The organism is Nocardia sp. NPDC050630, assembly GCF_044457245.1.
Classification (GTDB): Bacteria; Actinomycetota; Actinomycetes; order Mycobacteriales; family Mycobacteriaceae; genus Nocardia.
Window position 1 is genome coordinate 602344 of sequence record NZ_JBITGN010000002.1, and the last position, 18168, is coordinate 620511.

Annotated in this window: 18 protein-coding genes and 1 pseudogene; 7 read left to right on the forward strand and 12 right to left on the reverse strand. The window is 66.0% G+C overall.

Annotated features, from left to right (window positions below; all coding sequences use genetic code 11):
• Nucleotides 1–31 precede the first annotated feature (31 nt).
• Nucleotides 32–610 carry a TetR/AcrR family transcriptional regulator gene (locus ACIBG0_RS10190; RefSeq protein ID WP_397031102.1) on the forward strand — a complete coding sequence of 193 codons (579 nt, stop codon included), beginning with the start codon at nt 32–34 and terminating at the stop codon, nt 608–610.
• A 114-nt stretch (nt 611–724) separates the two neighbouring features.
• The gene (locus tag ACIBG0_RS10195; RefSeq protein ID WP_397031103.1) at nt 725–1648 is read left to right on the forward strand and encodes a zinc-binding alcohol dehydrogenase family protein; all 924 of its coding nucleotides are present in this window, start codon (nt 725–727) and stop codon (nt 1646–1648) included.
• 5 nt (nt 1649–1653) lie between these two features.
• Here the strand turns inward: ACIBG0_RS10195 and ACIBG0_RS10200 are convergent, their stop codons facing one another.
• A complete protein-coding gene (locus ACIBG0_RS10200) occupies nt 1654–1881 on the reverse strand; it encodes a hypothetical protein (RefSeq protein WP_397031105.1) in 228 nt (75 codons plus the stop codon).
• A gap of 124 nt (nt 1882–2005) precedes the next feature.
• Between ACIBG0_RS10200 and ychF the strand changes: the two genes are divergently transcribed.
• Entirely contained in the window at nt 2006–3085 is a 1080-nt protein-coding gene (gene ychF, locus ACIBG0_RS10205) for a redox-regulated ATPase YchF (protein ID WP_397031107.1), read from the forward strand.
• Between the two features lie 215 nt (nt 3086–3300).
• On the opposite strand, the gene ACIBG0_RS10210 is transcribed toward ychF, so the two are convergent.
• Together ACIBG0_RS10210 and ACIBG0_RS10215 are read right to left on the reverse strand one after the other, a co-directional pair.
• A complete protein-coding gene (locus ACIBG0_RS10210; protein WP_397031250.1) occupies nt 3301–4140 on the reverse strand; it encodes an alpha/beta fold hydrolase in 840 nt (279 codons plus the stop codon).
• Between the two features lie 397 nt (nt 4141–4537).
• On the reverse strand, nt 4538–5377 hold the full coding sequence (locus ACIBG0_RS10215) for a LysR family transcriptional regulator (protein WP_397031109.1): 840 nt from the start codon (nt 5375–5377) through the stop codon (nt 4538–4540).
• Between the two features lie 102 nt (nt 5378–5479).
• On the opposite strand from ACIBG0_RS10215, the pseudogene ACIBG0_RS10220 reads away from it, so the two are divergent.
• Nucleotides 5480–6025, forward strand: a pseudogene (locus tag ACIBG0_RS10220) (SDR family NAD(P)-dependent oxidoreductase); the annotation flags it as partial.
• Between the two features lie 208 nt (nt 6026–6233).
• Here the strand turns inward: ACIBG0_RS10220 and ACIBG0_RS10225 are convergent.
• From ACIBG0_RS10225 to ACIBG0_RS10245, 5 genes are all read right to left on the reverse strand, one after another.
• The gene (locus ACIBG0_RS10225; protein WP_397031111.1) at nt 6234–6620 is read right to left on the reverse strand and encodes a VOC family protein; all 387 of its coding nucleotides are present in this window, start codon (nt 6618–6620) and stop codon (nt 6234–6236) included.
• 592 nt (nt 6621–7212) lie between these two features.
• Entirely contained in the window at nt 7213–9348 is a 2136-nt protein-coding gene (locus ACIBG0_RS10230) for a protein kinase (protein ID WP_397031113.1), read from the reverse strand.
• Between the two features lie 82 nt (nt 9349–9430).
• Nucleotides 9431–10375: a hypothetical protein gene (locus tag ACIBG0_RS10235; protein ID WP_397031116.1), complete on the reverse strand. Its 945-nt coding sequence runs from the start codon at nt 10373–10375 to the stop codon at nt 9431–9433.
• A complete protein-coding gene (locus ACIBG0_RS10240) occupies nt 10372–10935 on the reverse strand; it encodes a hypothetical protein (RefSeq protein ID WP_397031117.1) in 564 nt (187 codons plus the stop codon). The genes ACIBG0_RS10235 and ACIBG0_RS10240 overlap by 4 nt, the downstream gene beginning before the upstream one ends.
• 64 nt (nt 10936–10999) lie before the next feature.
• Nucleotides 11000–11890, reverse strand: coding sequence for a DMT family transporter (locus ACIBG0_RS10245; protein ID WP_397031119.1), 891 nt, complete (start codon nt 11888–11890; stop codon nt 11000–11002).
• Between the two features lie 62 nt (nt 11891–11952).
• Between ACIBG0_RS10245 and ACIBG0_RS10250 the strand changes: the two genes are divergently transcribed.
• The gene (locus ACIBG0_RS10250) at nt 11953–12864 is read left to right on the forward strand and encodes an AraC family transcriptional regulator (RefSeq protein WP_397031121.1); all 912 of its coding nucleotides are present in this window, start codon (nt 11953–11955) and stop codon (nt 12862–12864) included.
• Here the strand turns inward: ACIBG0_RS10250 and ACIBG0_RS10255 are convergent.
• Together ACIBG0_RS10255 and ACIBG0_RS10260 are read right to left on the reverse strand one after the other, a co-directional pair.
• Nucleotides 12774–13376 (reverse strand): hypothetical protein, encoded by a 603-nt coding sequence (locus tag ACIBG0_RS10255; RefSeq protein ID WP_397031123.1) that lies wholly within the window; start codon nt 13374–13376, stop codon nt 12774–12776. The two genes, ACIBG0_RS10250 and ACIBG0_RS10255, sit on opposite strands and share 91 nt — an antisense overlap.
• A 61-nt stretch (nt 13377–13437) precedes the next feature.
• On the reverse strand, nt 13438–13920 hold the full coding sequence (locus tag ACIBG0_RS10260; protein ID WP_397031124.1) for a MarR family winged helix-turn-helix transcriptional regulator: 483 nt from the start codon (nt 13918–13920) through the stop codon (nt 13438–13440).
• A 75-nt stretch (nt 13921–13995) separates the two neighbouring features.
• Here ACIBG0_RS10260 and ACIBG0_RS10265 point away from each other — a divergent pair, with 75 nt between their 5' ends.
• Nucleotides 13996–15453, forward strand: coding sequence for an MFS transporter (locus tag ACIBG0_RS10265; protein ID WP_397031126.1), 1458 nt, complete (start codon nt 13996–13998; stop codon nt 15451–15453).
• A 122-nt stretch (nt 15454–15575) separates the two neighbouring features.
• Here the strand turns inward: ACIBG0_RS10265 and ACIBG0_RS10270 are convergent, their stop codons facing one another.
• Both ACIBG0_RS10270 and ACIBG0_RS10275 read right to left on the reverse strand, forming a co-directional pair.
• The gene (locus tag ACIBG0_RS10270) at nt 15576–16304 is read right to left on the reverse strand and encodes a helix-turn-helix domain-containing protein (protein ID WP_397031127.1); all 729 of its coding nucleotides are present in this window, start codon (nt 16302–16304) and stop codon (nt 15576–15578) included.
• Nucleotides 16305–16412: 108 nt separating this feature from the next.
• A complete protein-coding gene (locus tag ACIBG0_RS10275) occupies nt 16413–17384 on the reverse strand; it encodes a helix-turn-helix transcriptional regulator (RefSeq protein ID WP_397031129.1) in 972 nt (323 codons plus the stop codon).
• Between the two features lie 111 nt (nt 17385–17495).
• Here ACIBG0_RS10275 and ACIBG0_RS10280 point away from each other — a divergent pair, with 111 nt between their 5' ends.
• Nucleotides 17496–18149, forward strand: coding sequence for a TIGR03086 family metal-binding protein (locus ACIBG0_RS10280; RefSeq protein ID WP_397031130.1), 654 nt, complete (start codon nt 17496–17498; stop codon nt 18147–18149).
• Nucleotides 18150–18168: the final 19 nt, after the last annotated feature.

Sequence of the window (18168 nt, forward strand, 5' to 3'; positions counted from 1 at the left end):
GTACTTACTAACCTGTCAACCGGGAGGCCGCATGGGCACGCGCGACCAGATCCTCGACGCCGCGGCGGAGATCATGCGCAACCGCGGCGTGGTGGAGGCCACGACCAAGGAGATCGCGAAGGCGGCGGGCTACTCCGAAGCCGCGCTCTACAAGCACTTCAGCGATAAAGAGGACCTGATTCTGAACGTCCTCCAACACCGTATGCCCGGCCCCGCGGCGACCCGACCCGAACCGGGATCCGCCACGGTCGAAGCCAATCTCGCCGCACTCGCCCGTGCGGCCCTGGCCTTCTATCAGCAGTCCCTACCCTTGCTCGGCGGACTACTCGCACAACCCAAACGCATGGCGGCGCATCGCGATTCGATGCGTCGGCACGGCGCGGGCCCCGGCCACGCCATCGCCGGAATCGCCGCTTACCTGCGTGCCGAACAGCAACTCGGCCGAGTCGACCCCGAAGTCGACGTCGACACCGCAGCCGCACTCCTCGACGGCACCTGCTTCCACCAGGCCTTTCTGCGCTTCTACGAGGAGGGTCCGGACGCCACCCCCGCCCCGGACGAACTTGCCGAGGACCTGGCGCGGACGCTCGTCCGTGGGCTCGGATCGTAGTGCCGCTCACCCTGCGGTCGCGGTGGTGAGATTGCGCACTCGGCGCGGTAAGTAGAAGAGAGTTGTCGCAGCGCCAGGCTACCTTTACCTCTCCTAAGGATTTTTGGAGGTGTAATGCGGCGGGTGCAATACCAGCGCAGCGGTGGTCCAGAGGTACTCGAGGTGGTGTCGGTCGAGGTGCCGACGCCGGGCCCCGGGGAACTGTTGGTCCGGGTCGAGGCGGTTGGTGTCACGCTGCCGGTCGTTCGTAAGGTGCGTGAGCCGCGTGAGCCGATCGCGCTGGGCGGCGAGGTCGCGGGCGAGGTGGTCGCCGTTGGTGAGGGTGTGACCACGTGTATGCCCGGCTACCGTGTGACCGGTCTGGTCTTCGGTCACGGTTATGCCGACTACGCGCTGCTCTCTGCCGCAATGGCCTCGCCGATTCCGGACGGCGCCTCGGCCGTTGACGCGGTCGCGCTGGTCCGCAGCGGTTTGGTCGCACTCGGTGCGCTCGATGCCGCGCACGCCAAACCGGACGAGTCGGCCCTGATCACGGCCGCCGCCAGTGGTGTCGGGCATCTCGCCCTGCAGCTCGCGCGGGTGCGCGGGGCCGCACGAGTGGTGGCGGCGGTCTCCGACCTCGCCAAGGCCGACTTCCTGCGCGGCCTCGGCGCCGACGAAGTCGTCGCGTACGACCAGGAATCATGGGGCGAACCCGTCGATTACGTCCTCGACGCTGTCGGGGGCGACCTTCTCACCCCGGCCATCGCGGCAGTGGCCCCAGGCGGCCGACTCGTCGCCTACAGCTCCGGCGGCGGCACCATCCAGGCCTACGACCTGCTAGTCGGAGCGAAATCGGTCATCGGCTTCCAAATGGCCCGCATCGCCCGCAACTCCCCGGATCGCTACGAACACTGGCGCCAAGAACTCTGGCAATACTTCGCCTCCGGCCTCCTGCACCCGGCCGTCCACGCGGAATTCCCCTTGGCGGACGCCGCCGAGGCCCACGCCGTCATCGAGAACCGCTCGAACCTCGGCAAGGTCATCCTGATTCCCTGACGAAGTCAGCGTGCATCGGGGTGCGTCACGGGCGAGAGCGTCACCAGATCCTCGAGTCCTACGAAGTCCACCGGGTTGACGGTGTACAGCGCCAGTCCATGCGCGGACGCTATCGCGGCGATCAACAGATCGATCCGGCGCGGCTTCGGATTCCGCCCCGCTGCGAGCACCGCCGCGACGACATGGCCATAACGGCGTGCTACGCGCGTATCGAACGGCAGCGGCTCGAACAATGCCTCTGCGTTTTGGACTCGTTCGCAATGCCTACGGTCATGCTACGGGTGCGCTACGGCAATGTGGGCGGCTCGCTCGGCCGCTGCCGAAGCTCTACTTCTTGCCGCGTAGACTCTCTTTCTCGTGAGTCTCACCCTCGGAATCGTCGGCCTGCCCAACGTCGGAAAGTCGACGCTGTTCAATGCGCTGACCAAGAACGACGTGCTGGCCGCGAACTATCCGTTCGCGACCATCGAGCCGAACGTCGGGGTGGTTCCGCTGCCCGACCCACGACTGGACAAACTGGCCGAGATCTTCGGCTCCCAGCGCATCCTGCCCGCCACGGTGTCGTTCGTCGACATCGCGGGCATTGTCAAGGGTGCCTCCGAGGGCGCCGGACTCGGCAACAAATTCCTCGCCAATATCCGCGAAGCCGATGCCATCTGCCAGGTGGTGCGAGTCTTCGCCGACAATGATGTGGTGCACGTCGACGGGCGCGTCGACCCGCTCGCCGATATCGAGGTCATCGAAACCGAACTGATCATCGCCGATATGCAGACGCTGGAGAAGGCGATCCCGCGGCTGGAGAAGGAAGCCAAGGTCAAAAAGGACCGCAAGCCGCTGCTCGACGCGGCCAAGGCGGCCCAGGAAGTTCTCGACAGCGGCAAAACGCTGTACTCCGCGCGCGCCCAACTCGATGGCGAACTGCTGAAAGAACTTTCGCTGCTCACCACCAAGCCGTTCCTCTATGTCTTCAACGCCGACGAGTCGGTGCTCACCGACGAGGCCAAGGTCGCCGAACTGAAAGCCGCTGTCGCACCGGCAGATTCGGTCTTCCTCGACGCCAAGGTCGAAGCCGAACTCCTGGAACTCGACGACGAATCCGCCCTGGAACTACTCGAATCCATCGGCCAGTCCGAACCCGGCTTGCACGCTTTGGCCCGCACCGGCTTCCACACCCTTGGCCTACAGACCTACCTCACCGCCGGTCCGAAAGAGGCCCGCGCCTGGACAATCCACCAAGGCGACACCGCCCCCAAGGCCGCCGGCGTAATCCACACCGACTTCGAGCGCGGCTTCATCAAGGCCGAAGTAGTCGCCTACGACGACCTCATCACCGCCGGCTCCATGGCCGCCGCCAAGGCCGCAGGCAAGGTCCGCATGGAAGGCAAGGACTACGTCATGGCCGACGGCGACGTAGTCGAATTCCGTTTCAACGTTTAGCGTTTCAGCTTCCCTATTACCTTTCCAACGCCTCGACCTGGCGGCGGAGCAGGCAGAATTCGTTCCCCTCGAGGTCGGCCAGCACATGTATCGCTGCTGGTAGAAACTCTGCTGAGCCTCCCATCCGGTGTCGGGGTTGGGGGCTCAGTCGTTTCTCTGGCACCGCACGCTGGGCGGTTCGGTCGTCCCGGCTCAGGATGCCTCCCAACCGGCGGTTACAGGGCGAGCATGGCGGCAGCGACCTGGTCGGCCGCGGCGTGGCGCAGAGCGGTACCCATGTCGTCGAGGACGAGCAGTCGCGCCCTAGGGATTTCGGCGGCGAGGGCCTCGCCGTTGCCGAGCGGAAAGAACGGGTCGGCGCGACCGTGCACCACGAGTGTGGGCACGTCGAGCTCACCGAGCTGGCCCCGCCAGCGCGGGGCGCAGTCGATCCGGGAGAACACCATTCCGAGCTGGTTCGCCTGGTGCACTGCGGGATCGCTCGACGGTGTCCGATCCCAGATTCGGGCTGCCGTCGCCCGCGCGTCCTCCGGATCGTTGCCCATCGGCTCGGCGCCCTCGGCGGCGAATGCCGCGACAGCGTCGCGGTCGGTCCAGTCCGGCAGCGGACGGGAGAGCAGCGCGCCCATGACCGCGGGGTTGTGGTCGGGCAGGTCCTCGTCGACCGGGCCTGGAGCCACCGGCCGAGTGCCGATCAGGGTCAGTGCCGAGAACGCGTCCGGGTGGTCCAGCGCGGCGACCTGAGCGACCATCCCCCCGACGCCGACTCCACCGAGATGGGCGGTCCCGGCACCGAGTACCTCGACGAGCGCGGCCGCGTCGGCGGCGAGATCCCGCAGGTTGTAGGCCGGGTTCTCCGGGTCGAGGGTCGTCGACGCGCCGGAGTCACGCAGGTCGTATCGGACCACGCGCCGCCCGCCCGAGGCGAGCCGCTCGCACAGTGCGTCGGGCCAGGACAACATCGTTGTGCCGCCGGCCAGCAGGACCAGCGGATCGTCCTCGCGGCCGAAGCTCTCGATGCCCAGATCCACACCGTTCGCCCGCACCGAGGTCATGCCCAATCGAAACGGTCTCGTCATGCCTGGACTCCTGTCTGTCGGTATACCCAGAGGTATCGACGGCAGATTCGCCCGAAAGTCATCGGTGCGGCCGGGATTATGTCCACACCCCCGCAATCGCCCCTTGAACTCGGCGGAAGAGGATGTATTGGGGCGCAGTCGGTCTCGCTGTCGGCCGCACCCAGGCTGGCCGGTTCGATCAGCGCGGTATGCGGCCTGAGGGTTTGTTGACCGCCGATAGAATCGGTCCGGGACGATACCGGCCTTATCCGTTGCCGATGCCTAGAACTCGCAGTACATGACGTGCGGGCCGACTCTCCCAGCGTGGGTGGCGAAACGCACTCACAAATCGGCACAAGGCGGCCGAGGAACCACAGTGCCGCAGCAGTGTCGGCTAGAGACGCATCGCGGTGCGGACGAGGTCGGCGACGGCTTTGGATCTGCTGTGTGGTGGCCAGGCGATGACGGTCGTGACCGCCGGTGCGTCCGGCACCGGCACGATCGCGTGATCGTTGCGTAGCTGGGTTCGGACCGACTCGGGCATGATTGCGCAGGTTCGTCCGAGCGCGATCAGCTGGGCCAGTTGGGTGTGGTCGCGAACCTGCGGGCCCGGACCGTCGGGATAGCTCCCGTCGCGTCGGGGCCAGCGCGGCAGGGGCAGATCCGTCAGGGCGGAGACCTCGGCTAACGACATGTGGGGCCGGTAGGCGAGGGGGTGGCCCGCGGGCAGGACCAGGACCTGCTGTTCGGTGTGCAGATCCTCGGTGTCGAAGCCGGCGGTCGTATCGAAGGGCCGGTGGAGCAGGGCGACGTCGGCACGGCCGTCGCGCAGCAGTCCCTCCTGCTCGCCGGGCCCGCACAGCAGCACCTCTACGGTGACAGCGCCCGGTTCGGCAGCGTAGGCGTCGAGCAGCTTCGATAGCAGCTCGCTGGACGCTCCGGCCTTCGTGGCCAGCACCACACCGGGCCGATCGGCGGCGCGGCGGGTGCGGCGCTCCGCGGCTTCAACCGCGTCGAGCGCGGCGCGGGCCTCCCGCAAAAGCACCGACCCGGCCTCGGTCAGGGCGATGGAGCGAGTGGTGCGGTGCAGCAGAACCACGCCGAGCCGCCGCTCGAGCTGTTGGATTGCCCGTGATAGCGGTGGTTGCGCCATGGCGAGCCGCTGTGCCGCTCGCCCGAAATGCAACTCCTCGGCGACGGCGACGAAGTATCGCAACTCCCGAGTCTCCACCATGTCATCGTATCCGGCGCTCACCGCCACAAATACCCGTGCGGTATGAGCGGCCACCCAGCTGGTGTTGGACGCACCACCCGAGACCGAACCAGGATCGACGGTATGAGTGAACAGACGATCGCGCTGGTGACCGGTGCGAACAAGGGAATCGGATACGAGATCGCGGCGGGTCTAGGCGCCCTCGGCTGGCGAATCGGTGTGGGCGCGCGCGATGGACAACGCCGCGACATGGCGGTGGAGAAATTACGCGCGGCTGGGACGGATGCATTCGGCGTTCCGCTCGATGTGACCGACGACGCGAGCGTGGCCGCCGCGGCCGATCTGATCGCCGACCGCGCCGGAGGGCTCGACGTCCTGGTCAACAACGCCGCGATCACCGGCGGTATGCCACAGGAACCCACCTTGGTCGATCCCGCGACCATGCGAGCTGTCGTGGAAACCAACGTGATCGGGGTCATCCGTGTCACCAACGCGATGCTGCCCATGTTGCGCGGTTCGGCAGCACCGAGGATCGTGAACATGTCCAGCAGCGTCGGCTCTCTCACGCTGCAGACCACCCCCGGCACCGACACGGGCCCGATTTCCGCTGCATACGCGGCATCGAAGACCTTCCTGAACGCAGTCACCGTCCAATACGTCAAGGAACTGGGCGACACCAACATCCTGATCAACGCCGGCTGCCCCGGTTACACCGCCACCGACCTCAACGGCTTCCGCGGCGTCCGAACCCCCCCAACAGGGCGCGGCGATCGCGATTCACCTCGCAACCTTGCCCGACGACGGACCGACCGGCGGATTTTTTTCCGACGCTGGAACAGTGCCCTGGTGACAGACTCCCAGCGTTTCAGCTTTCCTATTACCCTTCCAACGCCTCGACCTGGCGGCGGAGCAGGCAGAATTCATTCCCCTCCGGGTCGGCCAGCACGTGCCACGATGCGGTGGTGTTCTGGCCGATGTCGACCTTGCGCGCACCGGCGGCGAGCAGTCGTTCCAGTTCGGCGTCCTGATCGCGGTCGGTGGGGTTCACGTCGAGGTGCAGCGGCAATTTCCCGCGCTTCGGCTCGGTGCTGGGAATGAACACCAAGGTGGGCTGTGGTCCGCCGAAGCCGGTTCCGGGTGGACCGATCTCCAAAGCGTCGCCCTCCCAGCCGAGTTCGACATAGCAGAGGACTTCGCACCAGAAGTTCGCCAGTCGTTGCGGATCGGCGCAGTCGAGGACGAGTTCGGTGATCCGGCAAGCCATGTACGCGACACTACGCGCGCAGGACAGGTTCGGACGGCGGTTCGTTGGTCGCCGCGGTGACGAGGCTGGGTGCCGCCTCGAGCGTTCTCGACACACTGCGCCATCATGCTGACGCTGTAGCGCGGCCAGTCCTGAGCCTCGACATTCACGATCAATTGGGGAGCGGTGAAGAGTAGGATTGTGCTGGTCGGGGACGGATTTGTTCGATGCGCAATGTCGAGGATTGGACGGTCTGAATTGTAGAGTGTGCGCGATCCGTCATCGGTTTGGAGGATTGATCATGTTTCGCTTTTCGCTATTTGTTGCTACTGCTGCTGCCGGGGTGGCCGCGGCGTTGGGTCCGGTGAGTGCGCAGGCTGATCCGGATGATCCTGGGATGCCGTGCGGGGATCAGATGGTTATGAATACGCATCGGGAGTGCGTTCAGATCGGCAGCTTTTGTACTTTGTCGGACGGGATGATCATCGGGAGTATCGGGCCCGATGGGCGGTGTGTTATTCCGGGCACGAATATCTGAGGCTATTGAATTTCCCGTTGCATCTGATTCCAGTTGGGTGCAGGGATTCCGTGGTGCGGGGGGAAATCGGTGGAGTCAGCGGCCTCTGGGGTATTTGGTTACCACGGTGCCGTCGGTGTTCGCGGCCAGATAGGCGCCGCCGTAGTCGTCGGTGAGGTAGACCATGACTGTTGGTTGGTCGTTGTTGAAGGTCCAGGCCGGATCGACGATTACGTAGCGCAGGGTTGGGGTGGGGATGCCGAGACTTTCGTCGGCGGTGCGGAGTAGGTCTGGGAGTATGTCCCAGTTGATAGCGCTCAGGTTTACGGTGGCCTTGTCCGAGAGTGGGCCGCCCGCGCCCTTTCGGGTGGCTGTGCCGTCGCGGTAGACGAACAGGTCGTAGAGGTCGGGTTTGTTTTTGACCGGTGCACCGACGTTGGCATAGGTCGGATAGAACGTTGCTTCGTTGAATTCTTCGCTGCCGGAGACCTTTTCGAGTGCCGTTATGGCTTGTCGGATGCCGGTCGGGGTCAGGAGGTCGATGGTTTTGCCGTTGACGGGTGCTCCGGATGTCGGGAGTGCGGCTCGGCTCGTAGCGGGGAACTCATTGGTGGTGGGATTGCTTCCGGCGGCCTGGTTACCGTTCGAATCGGGGCGCAGGGCCACTATCACTATTGTGGCGACGACGGCAGCGATGACTGCGGCGGCCGCGACGCCGACGACGATCCCGAGTGAAAGTGGTTTGCGTGCAGGGGGATTCGTAGAGCCATACGGGTGCGTGTTGGGTGCAATGCCGCTGGGGCCGTGGAACTCGTCCCCTTTGAAGGCGCCGGGCGCATTTCCCGAGCCTCGCGAATTGAATCCGCCGGGTGCATAGGCTGCATCGGGTGTGCTAAACGCGCCCGGCGTGCTGTATGCGCCTGGCGTGTTGCTCGCGCCCGGTGCGTTGAATGCGCCCGCTGTATCGCTCGCGCCCGGTGCACTGTATGCGCCCGCTGTATCGCCCGCGCCCCGTGCGCTGTATGCGCCCGGTGCGTTGCCCGCGCTTGGTGTGCTGAATCCACCACGTGTGTTGGCCGCGCTCAGCGTATCGAATCCGCCGCGCGAATTACCCGGGGTGTCGAATGCGCTGGGGGTGCTGAAGCTGCCGGGGCCATAGGCTGCGCCTGGTGTGCTGAAGCCGGGTCCATGGGCCGTGCCCGCGGAGTTGAATCCGCCCGGAGCATCGGCCGCGCTTGGCGTACCGAACCCATCCTGTCCGCCGAAACCTTGTGGGCCACTACTCGCGCCGGATTCACCGAGAATGCCGGCACCGCTGCTCTCGTCCGGTCCACCGACAGCCCCTCGACCGCTGCCGGCCTCCGGTCCACCGCGACCTCCCACACCGACCCCGCCGAACACACCCGCAGTGCCACCGAACCCAACCGCCTGCGCAAGCATCAGATCCACTTGCTCGGCACTCGGCCGACGATCCGGATCAGGCACCAACAGCGCCGTCAAAACCGCGGTCAATACCCCGGCCCGCTGCGGCGGCGGGACCTCTCCTCTTATCACGGCGGCAAGGGTGGCAACTGTCGATTCCCGCCGCATGGGGTGAAACCCCTCCACCGCGAAATACAGCAGCAAACCGAACGACCACAGGTCGGAGGCGGTGTGCCCCTCCTGGCCGCTGAGCCGTTCCGGCGCAACGTAATCCAGCGAGCCGACGACACTCCCCGTGGAGGTCAATCCGGTCATATCGTTGAGCGCTGCGATACCGAAATCGGTCAGGACCGGTGAACCATCTTGGCGCAGGAGCACATTCGCGGGTTTGATGTCGCGGTGCAGTACGCCCACTTGATGCGCGGCGCGGAGGGCGGCGAGGATGCCGCGGCCGAGGTGCGCCGCTGGTAAAGGCGGCATCGGTCCACCCGCCAGGTGATCGGCGAGACTCTGTCCGCGAACGAGTTCCATGACAATCCACGGATGCGCGACTTCGGGTGAATCCACGATGTGGTGGATGGCGACGACATTCGGATGACCGATCCTGGCCAGCGCCCTGGCCTCCCGGAGCACCCGCTCGCGGTGCACGCCGGGCGAGCCCGCGCCATCGGTCTCGGCCCGTACCTCTTTGAGCGCGACCTCACGGTGCAGCGCGAGGTCGTACGCACGCCACACCGTCCCCATACCGCCGCTGCCGAGCGGCTCGAGCAACTCGAAACGCCCGTCGACCACTGCACGCTCGGAAATCACGGCGCAAGCCTATGGTATTGCCGCGCCTATGCGACATAGGTGTTTCACATGCCTCATTCGGGCGGAAGATGAGGCAGTCCAGCTACTTCCCGCTGCCGACCAACTGGTCGAAGAAGGCGCGGTAGCTGCGCAGCGTCAGTCGCAGATCTTCGGTGTCGCCATCCTCCTCGCGCGACCACAGCCGTTCCAGCGACTGCTTGCGCTCGGCGAGTGTTGCGGACAACTGCTGAACCGTCGCCATGACGAGCTCGTCGGCCTTTGTCACCGCGTCGTGCGGGCTGTCCACGAAACTGCCCTGCACCTGCCGCCATGCGGTGCGCAGGCGCTCGACATCGGCAGCACCGAAGAGCGGCTGATCTCCGATCTCCTGCGATCCTGAGGCAGCGCTCCCGCCTGCGGTCGTGCTCGCGCCCGCGGTGGCGCGCTGGTCTGCGGTCGTGCTCCCGCTTGCGGTCGCGCGCTGGTCTGCGGTCGTGCTCGCGCCCGCGGTCGCGCGCTGGTCCGCGGTCGTGCTCGCGCCCGCGGCCGTGCGCTGGTCCGCGGTCGTGCTCGCGCCCGCGGCCGTGCGCTGGTCTGCGGCCGTGCCTGTACCTGCCGCGGTGCTCGAAGCCGCGCTCCTGCCTGCGGTCGTGCGTTGGTCCGCGGTCGTGCTCCCGCCCGCGGCCGTGCTCCTATCCGCTACTTCGCGCTGGTCTGCGGCCGTGCCTGTACCTGCCGCCGTGCGCGAACCCGCGCCCGCGCCCGCAGGGGTGCGTTCGTCTGGCGTTGCTCGCTGGTCTGTTGCTGTGCCTCCGCCTGCGCCGGCGGGCCGGTCTCCGGCAGTGCTCTCGCCTGCGCCCGCCCGCTCGTTCTCATCCTCGCCAACCGCTGGCATACCACTGCCCCCACTCGCCTCGGCTTCCGACATCGGCGCGGGCCCATACGACGCAGCCGAATCCGTCTCCGTCCCGGTTCGTGTCGCGGTCGGCGAAACTCCCTCCGGCACTTCGGATTCGAGATTCCGCTGCCGGTCCTGCTCGGTGCTCATTGCTTTACATCCTTCTTGTCGTGCGGCGCATCGCCGAGCAGGTCCTCGAACAACTCGCGATACTGCACCACCGCGAAACGCATATCCTCGGTGGAGATTCGGGTATCGGAGCGCCGGACCGCGATCTCGTGCGCGGCGCGATAGTGGCCCACCGTCGCCGCGTGCTCGACGGATAGATCGGCGAGCTGCTGGTCATACCCTTCGGTGGGATAGCCGCGCTCGGACATGATGTCGGCCACCAGCACATCGGCCGCCGTCACCGCGTCCGCCGGAGCGTCGACGAAGCGTTCCTGCATCCGCGCCCACTCAGTGCGATACCGCTGCTTCTCCGGCTCGGACAGCTCCCGGATATCGAGGTCGGCATGCCGCCGCTCGCGTTCGGCCAGCTCACGGTCGGTGGCCTTATGGCTGTCCAGCTCTTCCATGGTCCGGTCGTATTCGGGGCCGAACTTCTTGCGCAGTCGCCTTCTCCGCAGCATCGGCCACGTCGCGACCAGCAACCCGGCCGCGACCAACACCACTACCACGATGATCACTATCGCTATCGCTGCAGAAGACACCCGATCCTCCTAGCCCAGACGGTCGTGTCGTCCACGTAATGCCTCGCCAGCGGCCATCCAAACCTCAGGAACGCACGTCGACTGGCGCCGGCGCGGGCAGTGGCGCTTCGCTGCGAGTGTTCAGCCGGGCACCGATGAACATGAGTGCCGCGCCGAGAGCCTGCGTCGGCGAGATGGACTCGCCGAGCAACATCCACGCGCAGCTGAGACCGAAGGCGGGTACCAAAAACATCGCCGCGGCCGCGGTCGCCGGACCGACCTGACTCACCGCCCGGTAGTAGAGGACATAGGCGAGAGCCGTGGGCAGCACACCCAGGTAGGCCTGATTGAGCCAGAATCCGAGGTCCAGCTCGGACCATCGGACGTCGGAGAGTTCTGGAGCGGCGATGATTGCGAGCGCGAGCGTGCCCGCGGCGGTGGCATACACGGTGACGGTCGGGGCGGGCAGCCGAGACAACAGCGGCGCTCCGAGCATCGTATAACTCGCCCAGCATGCCGCCGCCGCGAGGAAGACGAGATCGCCGAGCAGCCGATGGGATCCGGTTTCGGGGATGCCGAGAATGAAGACGCCCGCACCGGCGACCGCCACGGTCAGCCCGACCATTCGGATGCGCGACAACCGCGTGCGGCTGAGCGATGCCGTCACGGCGACCGTGAAAATCGGTGCCGCCATGGGGACGATCACGCTGCCGTCCGCCGCGGGGGCCAGGGCAAGGCCCAGAAAGAACAGAAAGTTGTAGCCGAACACGCCGACCAGCCCGATTCCGGCCGCGCGAGCGGCATCGGCGGCGGGCAGGCGCGGCGCCCGCAGGACGACGAGCAGCACAATCGTGCCGATCAGGAACCGTAGAAAACCGGCGACCGCATGAGGCACCTCGTTCACCGCGAGTTTCGAGGAGGCGAAGGCACTGCCCCACAGCGCCATGACCAGTATCAATAGTAATCGGATACGCACAGCTCGATCATCGGCGGGGGCCGCGCCCGAGTATTGAACGCTGGTGCGGTGACAATGAACGGGTGGCCGAGGGTGAATGGGTCGACTACCGGCGAATGGCTAACCGCCCGGTCGAGGTCATGCACGCGCATTTCGAACGGCACGTCTACGACCTGCACAGTCACGAGACGTACTCGTTCGGACTGACCGAATTCGGCGCACAGACCTTCGACTGCCGCGGCGCCACCCGCACCAGCGCGGCGGGGATGGTGATGGCGTTCAATCCGGACGAGCCACACGACGGCCACAGTACGACCGAACTCGGATTCACCTATTGGATCGCGCATATCGGCTCCGAGTTGATCACCGATCTGCTCGCCGACCACGCGGGGCGCCCGATCGGTCTGCCATTGTTCACCGACCCGGTGCTCCGTGATCCGGTACTTTCATCGGCGCTGCACAGGCTCTGTGCGAGTCTGATCGGCCCCGCCACCGAACTCGCTGCCGACGAGGCATTGGCCGCCTCGGTCGCGGCACTGGTGCAGCGCGGTACCCGAACGTCGACGAGAACCGCTGTGGTACAGGCCGGTTCGGCCGCCGATATCGCGCGACGGGTCCGCGCGGTGCTGCATGATCGCCATCTCGACCCCATCTCCATGGACGATCTGGCCGAGGCCGCCGATTGCAGCCGATTCGCGCTCTATCGAGCCTTCCGCGCCAATTACGGTCTGGCCCCGAGTGATTACCAACGGCTACTGCGCCTACGCACGGCTCGCAGATTGATCGCCGCGGGACGACCGATCAGCCAGGCGGCGATCGAGGCCGGATTCGCCGATCAAGCGCATCTGACCCGCTGGTTCCGGCGCTGCTACGGCATTACACCTGGCGTGTATTTCGGAGCGGGTCATGGCTCGACGGGTTCGAGTGTCGCACCGGTGAACGTCACGAAATCCGGTCCCTCGGTGAAACTTTCGGAATCTTCCTCGCCGATGTAGAGGTCGAGGTGCCGTGGGCCGCCGAGTCCCGGCGTGAATTCGTCGCCGATCGTCCACGTCGCGGCACTGAATTTGCCGCATACGCTCTCATGCCCCGCGGCTCCACAACCCGTGAGCCGCAACCGAGTTCCCGGCTCGATGCCATCCGCAGCCGCACTCTCGAAGGGATGCAGCGCCTCGCCACGGGTATCCCTCGGTTCGGTGTCGAGCCAGAAACCGACATCGTAGGACCAGTTCAGGTATTGACTCGCGTGCTCGCCGCTGGTGATCCGGCCGGTGCCCTCATCGCGCACCGCATCGACGAAATCCTCTGGCAGCAGGCCGATTTCGACATTGGCATCGGTGCATTCGAGATCACCGCAGCCGCGCACGGTTTCGAGCGGTCCGTTGTGATAGGACTCGACCGCGGTGTAGTACACCGTCACCGTCCAGCCGTTCCATTCGTCGGCCTCGGTATCGAGTCCGCAGCCCGCGGTGAGCGGCGACGCCACCAACAGCGACGCCGCGACCACTCGACACCCGAACCTCACCGCAGCGATATTGCCCGATGCCGCGGGCGCAGCGCCACTCGGCTTAGCGGGCGCCGGGCGGGCGCGGCCACGGGTTCTCCTCGAGATGCTCTATCGACATATTGAACCGGGAGATGAGCCCGCTCAACTGCGTGATATCGGCGGCCGTCCAGTCGGCGACGACCGCGCCTATGCCCTCTTGACTCTGCTCGCGATCGGCGGCCACCAATTCCAGGCCTTTGGCGCTGGCCCGGATCTTGCGGGCGATGCCGCCGTCCGGATCGGGAACGCGCTCGACCAGGCCCTGCTTCAGCATCGCGGCGACCTGCCGATTAATGGTGGAGATATCGAGCTGGAAGGCCTCCGACAGCTCGCGCAGGCTAAGCGGAGAGTCCATTTCCAGTCTGGTGAGGATCAAGTACGCCGATCGGTCGAGCTGGAATCCGGGGCGGCGCAGCAGCGAGGCCGGGAAGTGCCGGGACAGCAGGGTCAACTCGAAGACGAGGCGGGTGAGCGCATCGTCATCCTCGGGACCTGATTCGGACATGGCCCACACTATGTCGGCTGAATCACGCCTATTGCAAATTGTGCACGATACATAGCATGTGTACCGTACATATTCATGTCTGTTGCCGCCGACGTGCCTTCGACCGTCACCGAGGACGATGCGCCGCGCCGTCCCGCATCCGGTCTGCTCATCGCGACCCTCGGCATGGTCGGTGTCGTCGTCTCGCTGATGCAGACGCTGGTCATTCCGATCATTCCCACCCTGCCGACGCTGCTGGACACCTCGGCATCCAATGCGTCCTGGGTGATCACCGCAGCCCTGCTGGCCGGTGCCGTGGCAACACCGATCAGTGGCCGACTCGGCGATATGTTCGGCAAGCGCCGGGTGCTGTTCGCCAATCTGGTGTCAATGGTCGCCGGGTCGGTGGTGTGTGCGCTGTCCTCCTCGCTGGTTCCCGAAATCATCGGGCGCTCGCTGCAGGGCGCGGCGGTCGGCGCGATCCCGCTCGGCATCAGCATCATGCGTGACGAACTGCCCGCTGAGAAGGTGGGTTCGGCGATGGCGATTATGAGCGCCACGCTCGGTGTCGGCGGTGCGCTCGGTCTGCCGCTTGCGGCGGCGATCGCGCAGAATTCGGACTGGCACATGCTGTTCTGGACCGCGGCCGGGCTCGGTGTCGTCTGTGCCGCATTGGTTTTCGTCTTCGTACCGGAGTCTCCGGTGCGCACGCCGGCGCGTTTCGATTTCGGTGGTGCGGTCGGTCTGTCGATTGCGTTGCTGGCCTTGCTGATTCCGATCACCAAGGGCGCGGACTGGGGCTGGGGCAGTGCGAGCACGCTCGGCCTGTTCGCGCTGTCGGTGGTGACATTCCTCATCTGGGGCTTCTTCGAACTGAAGCAGCGCGCACCGCTGGTCGACCTGCGGGTTTCGGCGCGACCGCGGGTGCTGTTCACCAACTTCGCTTCCATCGCGGTCGGATTCGCGCTCTACGCCATGTCGCTGACCTTCCCACAGCTGATGATGGCACCGGAACAGACCGGATACGGGTTCGGGCTGTCCATGGTCAATGCCGGATTGGCGCTGGCGCCAACCGGATTCGTGATGATTCTGCTGTCGCCGGTTTCGGCACGGCTGTCCGCGGCGCGCGGCCCGAAGGTCACGCTGGCGCTCGGTTCGGCGGTGATCGCGATCGGTTATCTGTGTGCCGTGGTGCTGATGAACAGCGTCTGGGAGCTCATGATCGCGGCGATGATCGTCGCGGGCGGTGTCGGCCTGGCCTATGCCGCGATGCCCGCGCTGATCATGGGCGCGGTGCCGCTGACCGAGACCGCTGCGGCCAACGGCCTCAATTCGCTGATGCGCTCGATCGGCACCTCGACCTCGGCCGCGGTGATGAGCGTGGTGCTCGCCCATATGACGATGCAGCTCGGCCCGCACGTGCTGCCGTCGCGCGACGGCTTCCACACCACCTTCCTGATCGCCACGGCCGCTGCTGTGGTCGCCATTGTGCTCACGCTGATCATCCCCATGCGCAAAGCAGCCGATGCCGCTGACAAGGCCGGGCACGCCTGATCATCGGGTCATGAGCCCGAACGGCCACGGGGCCGGTCCTCAACGGCGAGGATCGGCCCCGTTGTCGTTCGATCCTTACCGAGGCCACGTATGGAGGGATGGCGAACAGTCGCCGGGGCGGATCAGTCGATCGGCACCAGGGTGTACATCCACCACGGCCGCCGGGGGAATTCGGACATGAAGACGTTCAATGTCATTCGGCGCAGTTCGCGCCGCGCCGGATCGCGCACGTGGCGCCAGGGCCGGGCGATATCGTCCGGTGCCACATCGGCGAGCCACAGTTGCTCCCACTCCGGTGCCGATCGGCAGGCGGAGATGATCTTGTCCAGCCGCTCCTGCGGCACCAGGCCCGGTGCCATCATCCGCAGCGCATAAACCATCAGATGCGCCTCCTTGTGCCAATCGTGCACGGTCTGTCTGGCGTCCGGATTCAGCATCGTCCACTCGAGGATATTGTCGCCGGGCTCGAGCCCGGGAAATAGCCGCAGATAAGCGGAGTTCGCGGCGACCAGATCGAAGGTGGGCACGATCTGGAACCAGGCGGGCTGGGCAAGGCTGCGCAAGGTGCGTAGATCGCTTGGCAGCGGCACGCTCGGCACGGGACCGTAGGTATCCGGAAACTGGCTCGCCTGTGTGAGGCTCACGATGTGGTCACGGAAGAACACCGGTACACCCAGCGCATCGAACAACCGGCCCAGCGTTGCCGAGGTGGGCGCGACCACGCCCTGTTCGAAATCCTCGATCACCGTCTGCGCGAATCCGGTGGCCACGGCCATCGCGGCCTGGGTGAGTCCGGCCGCGGCACGGCGCTCACGCAGATAGCGGGCGATCGAAGGGCGGTCGTCCGCCATGGTGATATGCCTCCTGATCGGCGTCGGGATCAAGGGCTGATCCACCTGTTCACTTACCCGCTCCAACCTAACTTCGCCCGAAAACCCTTGCCGCGACGTTGGATAACGCTAAGGTGCCAGTTCGACCGACTCGGTATAACGCCGCGCGAGGGTGCGCAGGTGCGCAACCAGTTCCGGCGGGCCGTCGACCCGGAAATCCATCATGAGCATGCTCAGGTAGATGGCAATGGTCTCGAGGGCATCCGCGCCGGTCAGCAGGATGCAGGTATCGGCGTCGACCGCCTCGACCACGCCCACGGCCGGGTTGATGCGGGCGATCACCGTCTCGGCGGGCGCCAGCACCGTTACCCGGGCGTGCACCTTCCAACCCGTGCTGGCGATATCGCGCATGACGAAGGCCACTAGATCATCATCGGGCAGCGACCGTGCGGCGAATCGGCGTGATCCTGCGACCGCGCGCTGTAGCTGTGCGACGGGAATAGCACGCCAACAATGGGTTTCGAGATCGTAGGCGACCAGGTACCAGCGCCGCTGCCAATTGATCAGTCGGTAGGGCTCGATTTCGTTGTCCGCGTCGGGATTCAGGCCGATCCGCACGGCGGTGCCATCCCGGATGGCGCTCGCGAGTGTGGTCAGTGTCGCGGCCGGGACCGGGGCATCCGGTTCGCGTGAGCCGGTGGTCGCCGGTCCGATGGCGGTCGCGTTGCGCAGCGCGGTCACCTTGCGCTGCAAGCGCTTCGGCAGGATCTGTTCGAGTTTGGCCAGTGCGCGCGCGGCATTATCGGTGATATCGGCAATGCCGGTCGAGCCGTCCTCGGCCAGGCCGATGGCCACGGCCACCGCGACGGCCTCATCGTCGTCGAGCAGCAGTGGTGGCATGGTGCTGCCGCGACCGAGCCGATAGCCGCCGATCGCACCCCGCTCGGCGTGTACCGGATAGCCGAGTTCGCGCAGTCGCTGGATGTCTTTACGCAGCGTCCGGTCCGTGATGTCGAGCCGTTCGGCCAGCTCACGGCCGGTATGTGCGCGATCCTGCAGCAGCGAGAGCAGGCGCAGAACTCGCGTTGTGGTGGCCGCCACCGTCGCCTCCGAAAAATTCTTCTTGATGAAGCCGATGTATTAGGAACGAAACTAGCCTAATGGCCGCATAGGCTTGGTGACATCAGCAAGAAGGAAAAGGAAAGGCCAGCCATGAACATCACCACTGCCGCCGACGCCACCGCGACCCTGCGCCCCGTCTGGCGTGATGTCCTCGCCACCTCCTACCGCGCCCTGACCGATGTGGTGGCGGGTATCGGCGACGACCAGTGGCAGCTGCCGACCCCGTGCTCGGAATGGGATGTCACGCAGGTGATTCAGCACGCCGCGGGCGATCAGCTCGCCTTTGCCGTGGCACTCGGTATCGGAATGGGTCCGGCCTACAACCCCTTTGCCCCGTCCGGCACCATCGACGGCGCCGCCGCCGATTTGGTGCGCGATGCGGTCGAACAAACCGAGACCGCGTGGGCCACTGTCACCGACGAGACCGAGACCGTGCCCACCCCGCTGCCGCACGGCGCATTGCCGACCCCGGTCGCCGCGGTCATGTGCGCATTGGACGCGGCCGTGCACGCCTGGGATATCGCGATCGCGACCGGACAGCCGTCCCCGTTGCACGACGAACTCGCCGGTCACCTGCTGACCGCCGCGCGGACAATGAATCCGGCGCCGGGCGGCGGCCCGGAGGCGGAAATCGTTGAGCCGCTGCGCCAGTGGGGTGCGTACGCCGCAATCGTCGACGGTGCGCAGGACGACACGACGGTCGCCGAGTTGCTGCGCTACCTGGGCCGCGATCCGCAGGCCTGATTCGAATGGGGTCTGAGCG